Genomic DNA, 16,920 nt, shown 5'->3' on the forward strand with positions numbered 1-16,920 from the left:
TCCGTCCGGTGGAATTGTCCGTCTGGAAGCCTATCGCACGCCCTTTTGTCTCTCGATGTCGAGAGACTTTCGTTCCAGCGGACGACGGGGGAACACATCCCCGCTTGCCTCGTCATCCCGACGCGTTACTCTGAGCCCTATGACAGGGTTTCGGCTCGAAGAGCTGTCGGCGAAGACGATCGTCGCGGTGAACACATTGTCTCTCAAGCCGGGGCAGGAGCAGTTCCTGGCACCCGTGAGCTATGGCATCGCGGTGACGGTCGTGAACCCCTCGACGACCTGGCAGCGCGTCGTGCTGGACGGTGACGAGGTCGTCGCGTTCGTGAGCGCGAACTTCGATCCGGATGCGACGGAGGAGCACTTCCGGTCGGTCCTCTGGCGTATCAACGTGGATGCCGACGACCAGGGTCGCGGCATCGGCCGGTACGCCGTCGAGAGCCTCATCGAGGAGGCGCGTCAGCGCGGCATGGACCACGTCGACGTCATCTACGAGGAGGGCGAGGGCGGCCCGGAGGCGTTCTTCGAGCGCATGGGCTTCGTCCGCGTGGACGAGACGCAGTATGGCGAGGTCGTCGCCGAGATCCGCCTCTAGGAGACGGCGGCCGCGTACCGGTTCGCGGCCGCAGCGACATCGTCGACGTACGTGTCGAGGTGGTTGTAGCTGAAGATCGCCGCGCGCCAGCCCGCGGGGGTGGTCATCGGCCCGGCGGCGCAGAGGTAGCGCGCCGCCGCGAGCGCAGCATCGTCGATCTGATTCGGATCGGCCACTCCGTCCCCATTGCCGTCGGCGCCCCAGCGGGCCCACGTGTCCGGGATGAACTGCATCGGCCCGACCGCGTGGTCCCAGCGCGTGTCGCCGTCCCAGCGGCCGCCGTCCGTGTCCGGGATCGCAGCGACCCCGTTGCCGTCGAGGGCGGGGCCGCGGATCGGGGGCTCGGGGTAGCCGGCATCGTTCAGCGCGCTCCCGCCGTGGCGCCCGTGGTCGGACTCGATTTCCCCGAGGCCCGCGAGGGTGTTCCAGCCGATGCCGCACGCGGGCTGCTCGGCGTGGAGCACGAGCTCGGCCTGCGCGTAGGCCTCGAGGGCGCGGAGCGGGATGCCGGTGGCCGCGGCGGTGCGCTGCGCCCACGCCGGGTCGACCCGGACCCGCGGCGTCGCGGTCCCCGTCCCGGGCGTCGTGGTCGGCGCGGTCGCGGACGCCGAGAGCTGCTGCGGTACCCGGACCGCGGCATCGGCGGCGGCATTCGACCGCAGCTGCGCGTAGCCGAGGCCGACGACGACAGCGAGACCCAGGATGACGACGCCGAGCACGAGCCCGATCCGCACCAGCGCTCCGCCCATCGCGCTCACCCCTCCCGCTCGTGATCGCAAGGCTCCGCCGGCCGCGCGTCGGGCGAGACGATAGCAACCGGACCTGAACGGGAGGCGTTCATTCCGTGTCCGCCTCCGGGACGGGCTGCGGACCCTTGCGGAGCGCCTCGAGCACCCGGCGGCCCTCGTGCCGCAGCATCGGCCGCCGCGTGGGCGGCAGGAGGCGCAGGCTAACCACGACCACGCGGCGTCCGTCCACGACCCAGAACGAGAGCCGGCCGGTCGCGGCATCCTCCACCGGGACCGCCCGGAACCCCCGCCGTCCGGTGAGGCGGTCGATGTCGGCGCGGGCCTCCTCGGCGTCGCGGAAGTCGCGCGCCCGCAGGGCCATGGTGACGCCGTTCGGCGCGACGATCTTCCACGTGACGCCCGGCTCGCGGGGCGGGGCGCCGGTGCGATTGGCGGGCTCGCCCACGGGTTGAAGCCCGAGGACCGTGCTGCGGATGCGGACGCGGCCCTCGTACTCCGGGTCGTCCGCGCCGACGAGGACGAACGCGAGCGCGGCGCCGACCGCGGTCTCGGATCGCTCCAGCCCGACACGCCTCACGAGCCGGCTCCGGCAGACTCGGTCGGCGCCGACGACGGGGTGGACGGCGCGGTCGGCGCGAGCCGCAGCATCACGGTCACGCCGACGCGCAGCACGGTCCCGGCGGCCGGAGACGTCGCGGTGACCGCCCCGGTGCCGTTCGCGGGGCGGCCGGCCACGGTGAAGCCCGCGGATTCGAGCATCGCGGCGGCGGTCGCGGCATCCGATCCGGCGACGGGCGGCACCGTGTTGTAGCCGCTCGCGACCGTGACGTCGACGACCGCACCGGGAGCGACGGGGGCGCCCGCCACCGGGCTCTGGCCGAGCACGCGGTCGGCCGCCTCCGCCGACTCGACCCGGGACACGGTCCCGAGCGCGAGGCCGGCGGCGGCCAGCGCGCGTTCCGCCTCGGCGAGCGTGCCGAACAGCGGCGGCACCCCGACGGGCGCGACCGAGGGCGGGGGCCCAGGCGCGGCAGCGGTCGACAGGGAGGGCGTGGCGGAGGCGACCGGCGGGGGCGGTGCAGCCTGCGTCGCCGCGGATGCCGTCGGCGTGGGCGGCGGCGCGCTGCCGGCCGCGCTCATCCCCGCCCAGATGCCGAGGCCGATCACGACCGCGATCGCCGTCGCGGCTGCCGCGATCCCGCCGCTTCGCGCGCGCTCGCGCGGCCCGGCTTCGGTGGCCGCCGGCGGGGGGCTGAGGTAGTCGAGCGACCCCGTCCGCGGCTCCGGCAGGACACGCGTCGCCGCGTCGCCGCGCGCATCCCCCGCATTCGCGGACTCGTGGAGAGGCGGCGCGCCGACGGGCACGGGGCGCGCGTCCACCTCCCGCAGCGCCGCGTCGAACTCGGCGGCGTCCCGGTAGCGACGCGCGGGCGTCTTCGTCATCGCGCGCGTCACGATCCGGTCGAGGGGACGCGCGGACGGGACGAGCGCCGACGGGACCGGCGGCGGCGCGCTCACCTGCGCCTCGAGCACCTGCCGCGTCGTTGGCCGGGCGAACGGCGGCGCGCCCGTCACCGCGTAGGACAGGACCGCGCCGACCTGGTACAGGTCGCTCGCGGCCCGCACCGGCAGCCCCTGTGCCTGCTCGGGCGACATGTAGTGCGCGTTGCCGATGACGTTCGCGCCGTCGCGTCCGAGCAGGATGTCGCCGCCGACGGCTGCGCGCCCGGTCAGGTCGGCGAGGCCGAAGTCGAGGATCCGCACCGCGTCGGGCGTGATCCCACCGTCCTCGGACGGCGTCCGGTCGTCGAGCACGATGTTCTGCGGCGAGATGTCGCGGTGCACGATCCCCTCGGCGTGGGCGACCGCGAGCCCCGCGAGGATGCCGCGCGCCACGGCGGCGGCATCCGCCACCGGCAGCGGCCCGTGCCGCTCGACGCGTTCGCGCAGGGTGGGTCCGCTCGCGAGGTCGAGCGCGATCCACGGCATGACCACGCCCCCGGTCTCGTGCAGCCCCGCCCCACGGACGCGGACGATGTGCGGGTCGCGCAGGCGCGCGGCGCGATCCGCCTCCGCGAGGAACGCCGCGCGAGTGGCGTCGTCCGCGCAGAGATGCGGATGCAGCAGCTTGATCGCGACGCGCACCCCGGTCTCGAGGTCGTCCGCGGCGAACACCGAGGCGGATCCGCCCACGCCCAACAGCTCGCCCAGCGCGTACTGCCCGCCGATGAGCGCCGTGTCCGCTCCCCCGGCGCGCTCGCCCCCGTCCCCCTGCATGCCCGACCCCTTAACCGAAGCGGCCGTTCACGTAGTCGAAGGTGCGCTCGTCCTGCGGCTCGGAGAACATCGCGTCGGTGTCGCCATACTCGACGATCGCGCCCGGCGTGCCCTGGGCGGCGAGGAAGAACGCGCACTGCTGGGACACGCGCTGCGCCTGCTGCATGTTGTGGGTGACGATCACGATCGTGACCTCCTTCTGCAGCTCGGTCATCGTCTCCTCGATGACGCGGGTGGAGGTCGGATCGAGGGCCGAGCAGGGCTCGTCCATCAGCAGGACCTTGGGCCGCACCGCGAGCGAGCGGGCGATGCAGAGGCGCTGCTGCTGACCGCCGGAGAGGCCGCCGCCCGGCTGGCGCAGCCGGTCCTTCACCTCCTTCCACAGGCCGGCGGCGACGAGCGAGCGCTCGACGAGCTCATCCTTCTCGTCGCGGTGGGCGCGGATGCCGCTGAGCTTGAGCCCGGAGATGACGTTGTCGTAGATCGACATCGCCGGGAAGGGGTTCGGCTTCTGGAACACCATGCCGATGTGCTTCCGCGCATCCTGCAGCTTGCGGGTGCGGTCGTAGATGTCGTCGCCGTCGAGCAGCACCTCCCCCGCGAGGGAGGCTGCGGGCACGAGCTCGTGCATGCGGTTGAGGATCCGCAGGAAGGTGGACTTGCCGCATCCGGACGGTCCGATGAGCGCCGTGACCTCGCCGGCGGGCATCGTGAGCGATACCCGTTCGAGCACCTTGTGGTCGCCGAACCACGCCGAGATGGACCTGGCCTCGAGGGTGGAGAGCGGATGCGGCGCCGGGCTTGCCGCGTGCGCCTCGGCGATCTCGGCGTCGGCATCCGCCACGGTCTCGGGCGCGGCCTCCGGCACCGACGGCGCGGTTCCGGAGCCGGCCGCGGGTGCGGGTGCGGGTGCGGCCTCGCGGGTGCCGCGCCGGCTCGGCGGACGCAGCACCTCCGTGGTCGTCTCGTCGGCGGCGAGGTCGTGGATCGGCATGCGGGCGGCGGTCAGCTCCGCGGAGTCGACGATCGTGGGGTGCATCTCGGTGATGTCGTCGGGGACGGACTCTTCGGTCATGGTCAGCTTTCGTCAGGGGGATGCCGGGGTTCGGGGTGCCCGGCTAGAGGAGGTTGGGAAGCGCGTTCATCGCGATGTCGGCCGTCGCGACGCCCAGCGCGACGAGCACGGGGACGCCGACGAGCCACGCGTGCCAGCGGCCCCAGCGGGTCCAGAGCCACCACATGCCGATGCCCGCGGCCGCGAAGAACACGAAGGCGAAGAAGGCCGCGAACCACGCGCCGGGATCCTGGCCCATCGGACGTTCGGCGGGCGGGAGCGCCGCATAGGACATGGCCTTGCTCGGCGTCTGCTGCACCTTCGACACGAGCTCCGCGTCGACGTGGAGCACGCCGGACGGGAAGAGCGCGAGCCCGTCCGCCGTCTGCAGCTCCAGCCGGCCGGCGTTCGCGGCGAGCGCCGGCGGCTGCGGGTCGCCCGCGCGGCGCAGGCCGAACACGCGGTACGTGTTCGTGCCCTGCCCCGTCACGATCGTGATCTCGTCGCCGGGCGCGAGCCGGTAGAGCTGAGCGAACGGACCGCCGTACGTGGTCTGGCGGCCGAGGAGGACGGACAGGCCCGACTGCCCGGGCATGACAGAGTCGCGCTCGTGCCCGACCCCGGAGCGGAGGACGTCGCCGGTCGAGCCCTCCAGCACGACCTCGCTCAGCCCGATCGACGGCGCCTCGATCAGCGCGACCGGCGTGCCGAGGGGCACCATCGTGGTCTCGTCGACGAGCTGCCCGACGGGCGTCTCCGCCTTGGCGAGCGACGTGCGCAGGTCGCCGTACGCGATCGTCTGCGCGCGATAGTGCTGGAATGCGGAGAACGCGGCCGCGTGCACGACGAACGCGAGCAGGAGGACGGATGCCGTGAGGATCGCGGCGCCCGTCCACCAGCGCCCGTCGCGGGGTGCGCGGGGTCGGCGCGGCTCCGGAAGCCGCGGGCGGCGCCGGGGCTTCGGAGGTTTGGGGGGTTGCGGCGGCATCGCCTCCACCCGCACGGGTGCGACGACCTCGGTCGTCTCGGCCGGCCCCGGTTCGGTGATGGTCATGCCCGCCCCTCTCCCGCGTCGCGTCGCGCGACGTTCTCCACCGGATGCGCTCCGGGACGCGGGTCTCCGCGTCGGATCGCGTAGCGTTCCTGGACGTTCGCGCCCCGCCCGCACACAATGGAGGAGTGACCATGACCCTCGACACGCTGACTGCGTTCGTCGCACTCGTGGGCGCCGTCGTCGCGACGCTCAGCGGCGTCGGCGGCCTGATGGCGTTCGGTCAGCGCCGCATCGACCGGCGGTTCGAGCAGGTCGACGCGCAGTTCACCGACGTGCGGCGCGAGATCGCGGACGTGCGTCGGGAGGTCGCAGACGTGAAGGCCGACGTGGTCGAGCTCAAGGTGTCGGTCGCCCGGCTCGAGGGTCCACGCCCGAGCCTCATGCCGCTCCGCTGAGCGACGGAAGAGCGTGCGGCCGTCGCGCACGGTGATCGCGGACGTCATGCGGCGGGCACCTCGGCCGGGGTGGCCCGCATCGTGCGTACGAGCCACCAGATCCCCGCGGCGAGGAGCAGCGCGAGGAGGACGCCGCCGATCCACCACGCCCAGATCGGCACGCCCTGCATGGCGGGGGCGGCGGCGGTCGCGGCGCTGGCGACGATGATGCTGGCGGTCGCGACCTTCTTCGACTCCCATCCCGTCAGCTGCACGGTGTGCGCGCCTGCCGGGAGGTCCTTCGGGAGCTGGAATGACTGCGTGATCGTGCCGTTCGCGTCCGCCGGGAAGTTCCCGATGAGGATCGGCTCGGAGTACAGCACGACCTGCACGTTCTCGCCGGGGATGAAGCCGGGGAAACTCACGGTGAGCGTGTCGCCCGCGTTGTAGGCGGTCTTCTCGACGCTGGCCCTCTCCGCCGTGGCCGAGGGGGTCTTGCCGATCGTCGGCTCGGTCGGGGCCGCGGGGCCGGAACCCGGTCCCGCAGGCGCGTCGCTGCGGGACGTGGGCGAGCCCCCGGAGCCCGGCCTCGAAGTCCCGCCGCCCGGGGTGCCGCCGGGCTGCCCGCCGCCCGGCGACGGGTTGTTCCCGGTGCGCGGCGGGGTGTTCGGGTTGGCGGGGACCGCGTCCGGCACGGTGACCCCGACGGTCGCCGTGCTCGTCAGGGTGGGCTTCGGCGTGGGGTCGGCGGCGATCGCCGGGGTGAAGGGAACCGCGAGTCCGGCGACCACGAGGGTGACGCCGACGGCGATCAGGCGGAGGCTGCGGGAGGGTGAGGGGGTCATCGGACCTGCTCCTTCTCGGAACGTGCTTCTTCACGGATCTGGTCGGCGTACGCCGCGAGGTCTTCGGCGAGGCGGTCGCGCGAGCGCCGGCGCAGGAACACGATCAGCGCGATCCCTCCCACGACGACGACGAGGATGCCGAGCAGCATCCACGGGACGGCCCACGTCGCGGCGGACGCCGTCGCGCCCGCCGGCAGCGGATCGGATGCCGCGAGCCCGTCGCCGGGCAGCGGCGTGACGGTCATGTCGGCGAACAGGAGCAGGAGCGGCGCGACGCCGGGCAGGAGCCCCGTGACGTGCGCCGTCCCGCCCGGGACGATGTTCTTCACCGGCGGGAGCGCGAGCGTGCCGAGGTCGATCCCGAACGGGCCGGCGAAATGCAGGACGGGCTGAGCGGACAGCCGCGTGTTGCCGGTGTTCCGCAGGTCGAAGCCGGCGAACCCGGATCCGGCGCCGACGGGGTTCACCGTGCCCTGGTAGCCCGCGACCGCGCCGCTCACGCCCAGGGCGGGGGTCAGGGGGCCGTCGACGCGGAGGTAGATGCGGGTGCCGACACGGTTCTCCTGCCGCACGGTGGCGCCGCCGGATCCGCCGTCGGTCGCGTAGGACGCGACGATCCCGGCGGCGTGGTCGCCCGGTGTGGCATCCTGCGGCACGGCGATCGTGAAGGGGATGTTCTTCGTCGTGCCCGGGTTGAGGGTGACGCTGACGCCCAGGCCGGCCGCGCACGCGGCCTCCGCAGCGTCGTTGGTGTCGGCGCACGCGGCAGAGCCGGTGTCGATCGTGGTCCAGCCGCCGAGGTCGCGGGACCCCTGGTCGGACCCGATGAGCGTGAACGCAGCCGTGTCGTAGTCGGTGGTGGCATCCGCGGCGTAGACGCGGAAGGTCGCGGGCACGGTGGAGTCGTTGACGACGCCGACCCAGTCGGTGATGGTCGTGCCCGGGGCGACCTGGTAGGTGAACTGCGTGCGCCCGTCGGGGCCGGCGGGGGTGGAGGGCTGGATGCCCCACGTGACGTCGCCGTCGGCGGCGGATGCCGGCGGCACGGCGAGCGCCCCGATCGCGGCGGCGAGCGTGACCGCGAGGAGGGCGCGCGTGAGGTGTGGGCGGGCGGTCATTGGGCTCCTGGTCGGGAGGGGAAGCGTGGTGGGGTGGTCCGTCGCGCCCCCAGTGCGCGGCGGACCACCCGGTCGGGGTCCGACGCTCAGATGAGCGTCAGCGTGAGCGTGCCGGCGTAGGTGCCGGCCGGCGTGTTGGCGGGTGCGTTGAGCGTGATCGCGGCGCCGACCTTGGTGATCACATCGGATGCCGCGGATGCGGTTCCGGTGGCGAGCGGCTTGTCGGCGGAGAGCCCGCCGCCGGATCCCGCGACGACCTCCGCGCCGGCGGTCCCGTTGCCTTCGTCGACCTTCGCCGGCTTCCAGCCGAGGTTGCTCGCCGCGATCGACTTCGACCCCTCCGCCGTGAGCGTGGAGAGCCGTCCACTGAGCGTCCAGGGCCCCGCGTTCTCGTTGCGGCGGTCGTCGTTCACGGTGACGGTGCCGAGCGCTCCCGTGGCCTGCCAGGCCTGGCCCGACGTGCGGGCGGTCCCCGCCAGGGTGATCGCCGCCCCGGGCACGGACAGCTGCAGTCCCTTGGGGGCACTGACGTCCGGAACCGTGACGCCGACCGGGGTCTCCGAGGTGTTGGGCGACGCCGCGGACGTCGTCACGGTGGTCGCCGCGGAGGACGCGAGATAGTGCTCATCACCGGAGTAGGCGACCGAGAACGTGTACGGCGTCGAGGGCGTGAGGCCGGATACGGAGACGGACGCTGTCCCGTTTGTCACCGTCGCGCTCCGTGACAGAGAGCCGCTGGTGAACGTGACCGTTCCCGTCGCCGCCGCGGGGGTCACGCCGGCGGATAGTGTCGCCGATGTCGACGTCACGCCGCTCGCGGACGCCGCGAGCTGGGTCTCCGCCTTCTGGGCCTGACCAGGGTCGCTGACCACGCTCAGCAGGTCGGTGGCTTTATCCCAGAAGAGGATCGCGTCGTAGAAGGCCACCCCCGCCTGATTGGGGCGGCTCACGTCCGGGTCGCTGCTGAGAGTGAGCGCGTACCGGAAATAGCCGGACTCGGTGTATCCCGGGTTCGCGGAAAGCTTCTCGACGCCGACGATGTGATTGCTCTCGGAGTCGCTGTAGGCGATGGGCCCGCCATCGAGTCCGCGGCCCGCGGCCTTCGCATCCCCCCGCTGATAGGCGTCACTCTGAACCGTGTACGTGTTGTCAAGGATGTACAACTCCACACCCTGGACGTTGTAACCCGTCGGTGCCGGCAAAGCCCCGGGCGCCGTCGAAACCGACGCGATGGGATAGAGATCGCTCGCCTTTGCCCCCGGCTTGAGGGTCACGATGAGGTCCCCCAGGTCGAGCACGCTGCCGTCCTGAACGGCGGGGGCGATGTAATTATCCCACACGGTTTGATTCGTATATCCGGCGGGCGCGTCGATCGCCTGAGCGGCGACCGTTCCCGGAATCGTGAGGGCGGACGCGAGGAGCGCGACGAGACCGACGCGAACCGCACCGTGCCATTTCTTGACCTGTGTCATGGAGATCTCCTTCGGGTGGAGGGGTGGATGGCTGGACGAATCCCGGTGGCGGGCCTGACGGCCCGGAGCCAGCGACGACCCGGGCGAATCGTGGCGGCATGTGCCAGGAAGGTGGGCGGGGCCCGAAGACCCCGCCCACCTCCTTGTCACGCGGTGGCGCGGTAGACGGTTCCGGCGACGTAGAGCTTCCCGTCGAGCGGCGTGAACCCGGCCGCCGGGATGGTCCCGAAGCCGAAGTCGTTGATCACCGAGACGGTCGTCGAGCCGGGGCGCTTCGCGGTGAGAACCTTCGCCGAACTGCCGTTGAAGACGCCGTCGAGGTTGCTGTTGTACACAGCGGTGCCCGACGTGATGGCGTTGTACTCCACGACGTTGAACACCGCCCGGTTGATCGGGAACGAGGGGTTCAGGTTCCCGGTCAGCGCGTTGATCGGCGCGACGGCGCCGACGTTGCCGAGCACCGCGCCATGGCGACGGTCGGTGACGGTCACGCCGTAGTTCGTCGACAGCGTCGACGCCCGGCCCTGTGCGATCCACTGCGCGACCGAGAACGGCACGATCGCGTTGGTGACCGACGTCAGCACGCTGCCGTCATGTTCCTGCACACTCGTCGACCCGTAGGTGTCGGAGACGCGCGACGGGAACGTCGCCGAGCTCGAGCCGAGCGTGGCCTGCGCCCAGAACTGGCGCGTGCCGGACCCGGCCTGCGGGATGAACGGGATGATGTTCGCCCCCGAGCCCTGCGCTCCCACCGTGTACGCGACGTTCGACGCGTTCTCGAGCGTGATGACGCCCGAACCCGCGGTGCCGTAGATGTTCTTCAGCGTCAGGTCCGGCGTGCCGTCGCCGTCGGTGTCCTGACCCACGACCGTGCCGAGCGGGATGCCGTTCGGCACCGCCGTGCTCGGTGCCGTCGCGTACGTGACCGCGTCGACACCGAACGGGAGGTATGCATACTGGCCGGCAGCGTTCCACGTGCCGCCGCTCGAGGAACGCGCGAACTCGGCGTCGTCGCGGCTGAGCGGCCCCGACGACGTGAGCGTCGTCCCGAAGTTGGTCAGCGACACGGATGTGCCGTTGACCGCCGCGGCGAGCACGGTCTTGCCCTGGCCCGAGCCGTTGGCGACCGGGACGGTCACGGTCGGCGCGACCTCGCCGGGGGTGACCGAGGTGCCGGCCGAGGTGGCGTCGTACGACGCGATGATCGCGTTGCCCGAGCCGTCCTTGATCACCGACGCCAAGCCGTTGAGCACATCTTGCGTCGTGTCGGAGCCGAAGCCGTCGATGATGGGGTTGGTCCCCGGCGCGGGGTTGGCGTTCGCGGCCGGCGCGATGCCGAACGCGAGACCGACCGCCGCGACGGCGGCCGCGGCGCCGAAAAGCGCCTTGCGGTTGATGGACATGATTTCCCTCGTTTTTCGTGTGGTACCGTGTCGCTCTGTTACGCAGGCCCCCGTCATCGTCTTCCCGGTTGGTGACGGGGGTCCCTCTTCTCGGACGGCGACACGTTCGTCCTCGAAGAAGCTCTGTGGATGGCTGCGGGCGGCAGCCCCTGACCTCATGCCGATCCCCTCCGTCGGAGGAGGAACGGCGAAACGAGAAGCCCCGCGACGCCCGCGACGAGCGCTCCGCCCAGGACCGCCCCCGGCGCTCCCGCTCCGCTCGTGCCGGGCGCCTCGCCCGAGGACCGCGACGCCGTCACCTGGGTCTGCGAACTCGGGGCGGGCGCGGCCGGCCCACCGGAACCCGCCGGAGCGGCGGCGGCCCGCGGCGTCTCTGGCGTGGGCGACGCCCCGTCCTTCGCCTCGAGCAGAAGCGCGGCGGACGCGTTGGTCTCGGTGCGCTGCGCGTCGGTGAGGGGAACGTAGCCGTCGGGCAAATTCCCCGGGTCCTGGCCGCGCACCTGCCCGGCGTCGGCGGCGTAGCGGAACAACGTCGCGTACTGCGACCGGGCCCCGCCGTCGAGTCCGGCCGAGTTGCGGTCGGCGGCCGCATACAGCGTCATCGTCAGGGGATAGGCATCAGCGGGAAGCGCGGTGAGATCCGTGTCCCGCCCGCCCACCGCGTCGTAGCCCGGAGACCCGACGGCGGCCCCCAGGGTCGCATCGCTCGCGACCACGAACGAACGCGCGGAGGTCACGGAGTCCTTCGTCGTCGGCACCGCGAGCGGCAGCGCCACGGCCGCGGTCGAGAGCTGATAGGCCGCCGCACCCGCCGCGCTCACCGGCCCCATGAGGTAACGGAAGCCGTTCGCGAGCGGCGGCCCCGCGCTCACCCACCCCCTGTACGGATCCCACTCGTTGGCCCGCTGGCTGTCCGCGCGCGCGATGCGCGCGGCGCTCGCGTCGAAGCTGCCGGCGTAGGGGAGGAAGGACGTCGAGTCGATCCGGCGCCCCAAGAAGTTCTCGTTCGCGACGGCCTCGGTGGGAACCAGGGTGCGGTCGGCCTTCGGGAAGACATCCAGCGGCGCGCTCAGGAGGTCGTACCCGCCGTCGATCGCACGCGGATTCCCCGGCGGGAGGTAGTAGGGGTTCACGATCGCACCCCATGGATCCGGCGCGCCGCCGAGGAACGCGCGCGCATCGGCGTCGGCGAGGACATAGCGCCACAGCAGGTCGACGGCGTCGTCGCCCTGCGGCCCGGTGAGCGCGAGAGCCGTCTTGTCGGTCCGGTCAGACGGGACCGGATTGCCGACGGCGCGCCACTCCGGATCGTCCCAGACGAACTCCGCGTTGTTCGCGATCGCGTCTCGGCTCGCCGACCCGGAGTAGTTCGGGTTGGTGTAGCTTCCGGAGACCGAGGGGATATCTATCTTGTACGACTGCGTGAGCATCTTGGCGATCAGGCGCGGGGTGAGCTTGAGCGACGGATACACCCTCGTCGGCGAGGAGAGGACGAATCCGAACACGAGAGCCGTGTTGGCCAGCGGCGCGTAGATCAGGTCGGCGCTCGCGAGTGAGGCCGGATCAGCGGTGCCGATGTTGCCCGGGGCGAGACGCTGGGCGGTGATCCCCAGCTGCGTCTGCCCGGCGAGGAGCTGGGACCGCACGAGGTTGCCGCTGTTGGTCGTCAGGCCGAACGCCGTGCCGGTGCCGCAGAGCGCCTGCTGCCACGACGAGAACGCGGGGGCCACGAACTCGCTGCCGACGGCGCGGCGCTCCACCGATCCGGCAGCGCACGATCCGCCGACCGGATCGAAGTCGAGCGGGACGACCACGCGATCGTCGAAGTACGAGCAGTCCGGCGCCACCGGGGACCCGTCCTGGATGCTCGTGACCTCGCCATACGCCTGCGGGTTCCCCGTGTCGCAGGCCTCCGCCGGCGTCCCCGCCCGGACGCCGGAGTGGGAGCCGCGCGGGACCACCACGAGCCAGCAGCGGCTGCGGCCTGAACTCCCGCAGCCGAGGTAGGGCTGCGAGGCGCCGGATTGCGCGACGAAGCCGAACGTCGCACGTCCCCCCTCGTCGACGGGCTGGAAGATGACCTCGTTGGAACTCGACGCCGTGAAGAACTGCTCCAGACCGTCGACGTAGTACGTGCTGTGCGCCTCACCGGGGTTGACGTTCCGGTGAGGCCTGCTGACCTGGCCGGTAGCGGCGCGGAAGGGGTAGGGCGTGGTCGCCACCTCGTTCTCCGCGTCGGAGACGTCGGCGGTGCCGCGGGTCGCCCCATACGTGCGGACAAGATTCTGCGCGGACGGGGTCCCGGCGTAGCCGCCGTACTGGCAGGTCTGGTAGAAGTCCGGCGCACTCGGGTCGGGGCCCCAGCACTGCATCGCCTGGACATAGTTGGACGCGGCGGCGTTGGACAGGTCCGTGACCGTCGCCGACGGGAACCCCGCGACCGTGACGCTGAGCACCTCGTCGCCGACGCTGCCCGTCTTCCCCACGGTCACCGTGAGGTTCTTGAAATCCGCCCAGTGCCCGGATCCGCCGTCGTTGCCGTTCCCATCGCTCAGCGCGGCGTGGCGAGGCTGCGCGTTCCGGACCTCGTCCGCGGTGACTCGCGCCTGGGGGCCGACCGTCGCCGCGCCGGTGGCCCACGCCACGGTGATCGACGAGTCGGCGCCGCTGGCGGCGATACTCGCGCCGGGGACCGCCTGCCCGAGCAGGGCACCGGCGAACGCCGCGACCGCGACGAACACGATCGCGCGCCGCCAGGCGGGAGTGGGGAACCGTAGGGTCACGATGTCTCTCAGCGTGTGGGACGCGGCGAGCCGCGATCGAGGGCGGGCAGAACGGGCTTGCGGCGGCGGCTCAGCAGCGACGGGAGAACCGCGACGAGGAGGAGAGTGGCGGCAGCCCCCAGCAGAACGAGCGCCGGCACGAAACCCGGCCGGTTCGTCGGCAATGTCTGAGGACTGGCGTTGACCAGGGTGACCGCCCCGTCCACGACCGCCGCTCCACCGTCCCGCGACGCCGCGGCGTTGCCGGCGGTGTTTGCTGCGCCACCCGCGGTGGTCCCTCCCGCGGCGACGTCGCTCGGGCCCGCCGAACCCCCGGTTCCTTGTGTCGGCTGGTCTCGCGCACCGCCGGTGCCGGTAAGGCACTGCGTCGTCCCGGCACGATCGCACTCGGGCGGGAACGGAGCGTTCTTGGCCAGGGCGTTACTGTTCGGGTCGCTCGGATCGAGTGTCGGGTTGTTGCAGCCGGCGACCGAGAAGTTCGTCACCGTGGGATCCCCGCCGGGCACCTTCTGGATCTGGGTCTGAGCCCCCAGCACGAGGTTGACGGGCAGCGGCGAGTATCCGAGAGTCTCCGCCTGTTGCTGGCCCTCGCACAGGAAGTACGAGCCGAACGCGGCGAGCGTAAGTCCCTTGTCGTCCGTGAAGCCGGACTCACGGACGATCGGAAGGATGATGTACGAGTAGCTCGACAGCGGATAGGTGCGCGCGTCGTTGTCCGCATACACGCGGCTGAGATCCTGTGTCAGGTAATTCTGCGAGGCCGCATCGTTGTTGATCTGGGCCTGCAGAAGGGCGACCGCCACGTTCGAGGCGGTCGGCTCCGCGTAGTAGCCGGCACCGTTGAGCATCTTCACCACGGGGAAGCCGGAGTTGAGGGCATACGAGTATTCGACGAACGTGATCGAGCCAACCGCCGCCTTCTGCGCCACGTAGCCGGCCACGCCGTTCGCGCCGGCCTTCGCGATGAACCCGCTGCCCGCCGCAGTCGGATAGTTGCTCGTGATTCCGCAGTGGCCGTTGACGAACTCTCGACCCACCCGAGGGCAATAGGCATCCCAGAGGGCGGGCTGCTCCTGCCGCATCCACGTCGTGAACTGCGCACTGGTTCCCGAGCCGTCGGACCGGACGACGGGGACGATCGGGATCGCGGGCAACGCCAACAGCGGGTTGTCCACCTGGATCGCGGGGTCGTTCCACGTGGTGATCAGGCCGGTGAAGATCTTGGCGAGGTTCTCCCCCGACAGACGCAGGTTGGTGACCCGCCGCCCGCCGATCTCCAGGTTGTACATGAACGCCGTACCCCCTGCGACGATCGGCATGTAGACGAACCGTCGATTCGGTGCCGTGTCCGCTTCGTTGCTGTTCGCAATGCCGTAGGGGATCTCGCTGACGCCGAAGTCCGCAGTGCCGTTCGCGAACTCATTCCGGCCCTGTGTCGAGCCCGACTCGGAGTAGGTGATCCGCCACTGATAGTTCGCCCAGACGTTGCGGATCCACTGCTGCAACGCGTTCGCCGACCACGTCGAGCCCGAGCCTCGGATTGGGGCGTGAACGACGCCGACCGGCTCGGCCGCGGCCGCGAGCTGCGCGCTGCCGGCGACGGCGAGCACAACCCCGAGGATTGCGACGACGACGCGCGACAGGCCCCAGCGGCGGACGCTCATGCGCTCTCCTCCACCCGCTCTGCGACGTCCGCCTCGAGGCGCTCTTCGTCGTCGTCCCAGTACTTGCCGTAGCGGGCGTAGAGGTTGTGCATGATCTCCTGGGTCGTATCGGAGCCGAGCGATGCTCTCCGGCGGGCGCGGGCGATGGTCCGCACCGTGAAGAAAACGATCGCCACGACGAGGACGGCGGCGAGACACGGCGACACCGTGAGCTCGATGCGGACAGGATGCAATGGCCTGCGGCGGGGGATCATCTGAGGCCTCCTCCCCCGGACGCGGCGTTCGGCTGAGGGACGGCAAGCCGGTGGGCGTCGCGGGCGGTGAAGCGGGCGGCGTCCCGCCTCGAAGCCGCCCGGGCGCGGGCGTAGCCCCGCGGCGAGAGCTGGCCGGCGCCACGGCCGCCGAGGATGCGCGCCAGCAGGAACAGGACGAACACGAGCGTCATCAGCACGGCGGCGGCGCCGAAGCCGCGCGCGATCTGCGTCGGCTCGGGGCTCTTCACGAGCGTGAACGTCGCGAGCGGCAGTGACACCATCGGGCCGGAGAAGGGGTTCAGCGCGAAGTACGTCGTGTAGCCGGCGGTCAGCAGGACCGGGCTCGTTTCGCCGATGCCGCGGGCCGTGCCGAGCACGATCGCCGTCATCAGGCCGGACTTGCTGGTGGGCAGCACGACGTGCCAGATCGTCCGCCACTGGCTCGCGCCCATCGCGAGCGAGGCCTCCTTCAGCGTCGCCGGCACGAGCCGCAGCACGACGTCGGCGGAGCGGATGATGATGGGCAGGATCATGATCGTGATCGCGAGGCTCGCGGCGAAGCCGGACTTGTCGAAGCCGAACATCAGGATGTACGTCGCGTAGATGAACAGGCCGCAGATGATCGACGGCAGCGCCGTCATCGCCTCGCACACCGTGCGGACGATCCTCGCGAACGGCGACGGGAACTCCGCGAGGAACACCGCGCACAGCAGCCCCAGCGGGATCGCGACCGCGAGCGCCAGGCCGATCATGATGAGCGTGCCGATCGCGGCGTGCGCCATCCCGCCCACGGTCAGGGGGTCGAGCGGGCCCGCGAGCGACAGATCCTGCACCCAGAAGTTCCAATTGAAGAACGCGCTCGCGCCGCGCACGAGCGTGAAGACGATCACCACGGCGAGCGCCAGCAGCAGCACGACGGCGGCGGAGTGGATCACCACCGCCCATACCCGGTCGAGGATCGTCACCCGGTTGTCGTCGAAGCTGATCAGCACGACGAAGAACACGAGGAACAGGGCGTACGCGATCAGCACGAACGGCAGGGGTCCCTGGAACGGAAGGATCTGGAGGAACAGCCAGCTCGTCGTCGCGATCGCGGCCGCGGCGGCTCCCACGATCCGGAGGACGTCGTCCCGCCGCACCCGGGAGAGCTCCCGCCGCGTCTCGGGGTGGGTCTCGTGGATCCGGCCGTCGCGCCCGGGCAGGTGCGTGCGGGAGTAACGGCCCGGCAGGTGGACGCGGCGATGCGTGCGCTCGCTCGTGAGGATCGGTGTCGTCGTCATG

General features: G+C 71.7%; 15 protein-coding genes. 2 read left to right on the forward strand and 13 right to left on the reverse strand.

Annotated features, from left to right (window positions below):
* Positions 1–139 precede the first annotated feature (139 nt).
* The gene (locus ABCS02_RS10005; protein WP_345835489.1) at positions 140–592 is read left to right on the forward strand and encodes a GNAT family N-acetyltransferase; all 453 of its coding nucleotides are present in this window, start codon (positions 140–142) and stop codon (positions 590–592) included.
* On the opposite strand, the gene ABCS02_RS10010 is transcribed toward ABCS02_RS10005, so the two are convergent.
* The 5 genes from ABCS02_RS10010 to ABCS02_RS10030 form a co-directional block, all read right to left on the reverse strand.
* On the reverse strand, positions 589–1,341 hold the full coding sequence (locus ABCS02_RS10010) for a lytic murein transglycosylase (RefSeq protein WP_345835490.1): 753 nt from the start codon (positions 1,339–1,341) through the stop codon (positions 589–591). The genes ABCS02_RS10005 and ABCS02_RS10010 overlap by 4 nt on opposite strands.
* A gap of 88 nt (positions 1,342–1,429) precedes the next feature.
* Positions 1,430–1,918 carry a hypothetical protein gene (locus ABCS02_RS10015; RefSeq protein ID WP_345835491.1) on the reverse strand — a complete coding sequence of 163 codons (489 nt, stop codon included), beginning with the start codon at positions 1,916–1,918 and terminating at the stop codon, positions 1,430–1,432.
* Positions 1,915–3,618: a PASTA domain-containing protein gene (locus ABCS02_RS10020; protein WP_345835492.1), complete on the reverse strand. Its 1,704-nt coding sequence runs from the start codon at positions 3,616–3,618 to the stop codon at positions 1,915–1,917. The genes ABCS02_RS10015 and ABCS02_RS10020 overlap by 4 nt, the downstream gene beginning before the upstream one ends.
* A 10-nt stretch (positions 3,619–3,628) precedes the next feature.
* Positions 3,629–4,378, reverse strand: a complete 750-nt coding sequence (locus tag ABCS02_RS10025) for a phosphate ABC transporter ATP-binding protein (protein ID WP_345836325.1) — start codon at positions 4,376–4,378, stop codon at positions 3,629–3,631.
* Between the two features lie 358 nt (positions 4,379–4,736).
* On the reverse strand, positions 4,737–5,726 hold the full coding sequence (locus ABCS02_RS10030; RefSeq protein ID WP_345835493.1) for a sortase: 990 nt from the start codon (positions 5,724–5,726) through the stop codon (positions 4,737–4,739).
* A 131-nt stretch (positions 5,727–5,857) separates the two neighbouring features.
* On the opposite strand from ABCS02_RS10030, the gene ABCS02_RS10035 reads away from it, so the two are divergent.
* Positions 5,858–6,121 (forward strand): hypothetical protein, encoded by a 264-nt coding sequence (locus tag ABCS02_RS10035; protein ID WP_345835494.1) that lies wholly within the window; start codon positions 5,858–5,860, stop codon positions 6,119–6,121.
* 44 nt (positions 6,122–6,165) lie between these two features.
* Here the strand turns inward: ABCS02_RS10035 and ABCS02_RS10040 are convergent, their stop codons facing one another.
* The 8 genes from ABCS02_RS10040 to pstA form a co-directional block, all read right to left on the reverse strand.
* Positions 6,166–6,945, reverse strand: coding sequence for a hypothetical protein (locus ABCS02_RS10040; protein ID WP_345835495.1), 780 nt, complete (start codon positions 6,943–6,945; stop codon positions 6,166–6,168).
* Positions 6,942–8,063: a hypothetical protein gene (locus ABCS02_RS10045; RefSeq protein ID WP_345835497.1), complete on the reverse strand. Its 1,122-nt coding sequence runs from the start codon at positions 8,061–8,063 to the stop codon at positions 6,942–6,944. Before ABCS02_RS10045 ends, ABCS02_RS10040 begins: the two co-directional genes overlap by 4 nt.
* Before the next feature lie 86 nt (positions 8,064–8,149).
* On the reverse strand, positions 8,150–9,535 hold the full coding sequence (locus ABCS02_RS10050) for an Ig-like domain repeat protein (protein ID WP_345835498.1): 1,386 nt from the start codon (positions 9,533–9,535) through the stop codon (positions 8,150–8,152).
* Positions 9,536–9,681: 146 nt separating this feature from the next.
* Positions 9,682–10,938: a hypothetical protein gene (locus ABCS02_RS10055; RefSeq protein ID WP_345835499.1), complete on the reverse strand. Its 1,257-nt coding sequence runs from the start codon at positions 10,936–10,938 to the stop codon at positions 9,682–9,684.
* Positions 10,939–11,093: 155 nt separating this feature from the next.
* Positions 11,094–13,721, reverse strand: coding sequence for a hypothetical protein (locus tag ABCS02_RS10060; protein WP_345835500.1), 2,628 nt, complete (start codon positions 13,719–13,721; stop codon positions 11,094–11,096).
* An 8-nt stretch (positions 13,722–13,729) separates the two neighbouring features.
* Entirely contained in the window at positions 13,730–15,385 is a 1,656-nt protein-coding gene (locus tag ABCS02_RS10065; protein ID WP_345835501.1) for a phosphate ABC transporter substrate-binding protein PstS, read from the reverse strand.
* Positions 15,382–15,639, reverse strand: coding sequence for a hypothetical protein (locus ABCS02_RS10070; protein ID WP_345835502.1), 258 nt, complete (start codon positions 15,637–15,639; stop codon positions 15,382–15,384). The genes ABCS02_RS10065 and ABCS02_RS10070 overlap by 4 nt, the downstream gene beginning before the upstream one ends.
* Entirely contained in the window at positions 15,636–16,919 is a 1,284-nt protein-coding gene (gene pstA / locus ABCS02_RS10075; protein ID WP_345835504.1) for a phosphate ABC transporter permease PstA, read from the reverse strand. Before pstA ends, ABCS02_RS10070 begins: the two co-directional genes overlap by 4 nt.
* Between the last annotated feature and the right edge of the window lies 1 nt (position 16,920).

This window comes from Microbacterium sp. X-17, from assembly GCF_039615055.1.